At 66.2% G+C, this 2,844-nt stretch carries 2 protein-coding genes; one reads left to right on the top strand and one right to left on the bottom strand.

Going from position 1 to position 2,844, the window contains the following annotated elements; all coding sequences use genetic code 11:
- Positions 1-247: 247 nt before the first annotated feature.
- Positions 248-1,891: an APC family permease gene (locus ABZ904_RS50960; RefSeq protein ID WP_361006128.1), complete on the bottom strand. Its 1,644-nt coding sequence runs from the start codon at positions 1,889-1,891 to the stop codon at positions 248-250.
- 547 nt (positions 1,892-2,438) lie between these two features.
- Here ABZ904_RS50960 and ABZ904_RS50955 point away from each other — a divergent pair.
- Entirely contained in the window at positions 2,439-2,687 is a 249-nt protein-coding gene (locus tag ABZ904_RS50955) for a hypothetical protein (RefSeq protein ID WP_361006131.1), read from the top strand.
- Positions 2,688-2,844: the final 157 nt, after the last annotated feature.

Raw genomic sequence — 2,844 nt, 5'->3', positions numbered from 1 at the left:
CCGCGCGGGCCAGTTTGATCTTCACACACCAGACAACTCGCGCGGCCTTCTCCATGTCCCCGTACGTGACCAAGATCAATCGCGGGGCAACCCGTAAGGGCCAGCTCAGGAGCGGTTTCCTCCCGGGCTGGCCCTTGGCCTTTTCAGGCGCCGTGCCACACGCGTGCCACTACGTGTCCGCAGGGGCCTCCTCGGAGGAGCCCGAGGCCGCTCCCCCACCGCCCCGGTATCAGGGAGTGCGGACGGGTCAGTGACCGCCCGCGTCGACGACCTCGACGTCCTCGATGTTCTGCTCGATCGCGTCGGTCGGCAGGGCCACGCGGATCGCCCAGTGGTAGATCGCCAGGGAGAACACGGCCACGACGGCGATGTCCGTCCACATCGGCAGGTTGCCCTGGCCGTTACCGAAGGTGCCCTGCCAGGAAATCACACCGATGCCGAGCAGGTAGACCGGCAGCCACTGGGCGGACTTCCAACTGATCCGCGGAGCGTTCGGCAGGCCCTTCTTAGTTGCGTAGAGGGCGTAGCCGCCAAGCAGGATGTAACCCAGGACGATCGCTTCGCCCAGCTTCTCCAGGGTCTGCCAGCCGCTCCAGTAGATGATCAGGCTCGCGACGATGAACGCCATCGGGGAGAGCACACCGCCGAATGGCAGCCGGTAGCTGCGCTCACGGTTCGGCAGGCGCCGGCGCAGCGCGCCGAAGGCCAGTGGAGCGCCCGCGTACATCAGCACGCTGGCGGAGGTGATGAAGCCGACCAGCTGCTGCCAGCTCGGAAACGGCAGGAAGCAGACCACGCCGGTGACGAAGGACATGATCAGGCCGTACACCGGGACCCCGCGTGAGTCCGTGCGCTCGAAGACGCGCGGCGCGTAGCCGTTCTTGCTCAGACCGTAGGAGATACGGGAGGTGGAGGTGGTGTAGATCAGACCGGTGCCGCCCGGGGAGACGATGGCGTCGAAGTACAGCACCACGCTCAGCCAGCCTAGACCGACAAGGGTGGCCAGACCCGCGAAGGGGCCGCTGATACCGACGAAGTCGAGCTTGTCCCAGCCCTTGGCGAAGCTGCTGCCGGGCAGCGCGCCGATGAAGACGACCTGCAGCAAAACGTAGATCAGCGTGCCGATGGCCACTGAGCCGAGCACCGCGCGAGGGATGTCGCGCTTGGGGTTGCGGCTCTCGCCCGCCAGCTGGATCGCCTGCTCGAAACCGAGGAGGGCGAAGACGATGCCGCTGGTGCTGATCGCGGCGAGCACGCCCTTGGAGCCGAACGGCGCGAAGCCGTGCGAGGTGAAGTTGCTGCTGTGGAAGTGGGTCGCGGCGAGCGCGAAGATGGCGAGCAGCGGCACGAAGATCTTCAGCCAGGTGGCAGCGCTGTTGGTCCGGGCCAGCACCGTGACACCGAGGAAGTTCACGGCGACGAAGACGCCCATGAGGATCACCGCGACGATGAAGCCGCTCGTCGTCAGGGTGCCGTTGTCATTGAGGAAGCTCTTGGCGAAGTGCCAGTGACCGGCGTAGCCGATCATGGCCTCGACCTCGATCGGCGCTACGGTTGCCGCCTGCAGCCAGGCGAACCAGCCAAAGGACATGCCTGCCAGGCCGCCGAAGGCGTAGTGCGGGTAACGGGCGGTACCGCCGGCGACGGGGAACATTCCGCCCAGCTCGGCATGAACGAACGCCAGCAGCACGATCGCGACCGCGCCGATGCCCCAGGAAATCAGAGCCGCCGGGCCGGCGGCGACGACGGCGTTCTTCGCGCCGTACAGCCAGCCGGATCCGATGATCGAGCCCGCGGACGCCCAGAGCAGTCCGATCAGTCCGACGTTCCGTCGGAGGGAGCCATGGTGCTGGCCGGTGCTTGGTGGGGCGAGCTGGTCGACAGATGCCATTGGGGCGGCCTCACGGTGTTAGCGGTGCGTTAAAGAGTTGCCACAGGCTAGGTTCAGAATGTCGCCATGCAATAGCCCAACAGGTGAATGGTAATTTTCATCACGTCCTATTCGTGATCGTCTGCGTAGCTCGGCGGCCACCGCTGGACGTGGTGGATCCCGTTCGGCGACACGCCGGCATACATCTGGCCCTGGCGGCGAAACCGTCATCAGGCTGCGGTCGAGGAAGACACCCATGCCCTTTCATCCGGGCGGGAGCGGGCGCCGAACGTACATTCGGGTACATGGATGAGGCGCCCCCACGCATTCCCCGCTGTTCCCCGTACGATCTGGCACGCGTCTGGCGCGACCTGTTCGTACCGAACTCTGGGCGGGCGCGTTTCTTCTGAGTGAGCGGCATGTACCTGCCCAATCCACTGATGCCGGGCCAACGCGACACAGGGCGTCCTGGGTGACCTCCACTCAGATCGGAACTCCATCCCACGTGATGGTGCCGGGGCCTAGGGGTGGCCGCGCGCCCTGGTCGGCAGGGACATAGCGTCAGCGCATGGACTTCCGTATCACCGCTGAGGAGGAAGCGCTCGTCTTCCGGCTCGCGGAACTCCTGGACGCCGGCACGCACCCGCTGGAGACGCAGCTCGTCGAGGAGCTGGGCCCGGACATTCGGCAGCAGCTCGAAGGGCTCAAGGCGAAGGGCTGGATCTTCGTCCGCGAGGCTGCAGACGGAATGATGGTCGTCGATCTCACCGGGCCGGCGTGGAAAGCCGTCCACAGCCGCCGCGACGTCGGCCGGTAACGGCCGTCGTGACGCTAGAGATTCGCCTACGCGATCCCATGAGGCCTGTGATCTTCGGCCGCGCCCGGTGTAGCGTCGCTGCCGGTAGTCGTGGTTCCGAAGTCCCGTTCGCCCGTGACACACGTCTCGGGCGTTCTTGCTGTTCAGCGCCTCTCCG

The sequence above is a fragment of the Streptomyces sp. NPDC046900 genome (genome assembly GCF_040644975.1).
Taxonomy (GTDB): domain Bacteria; phylum Actinomycetota; class Actinomycetes; order Streptomycetales; family Streptomycetaceae; genus Streptomyces.
Note: the sequence above shows the minus strand (reverse complement) of the source record. Positions and strands in the feature narration are given on the sequence as shown.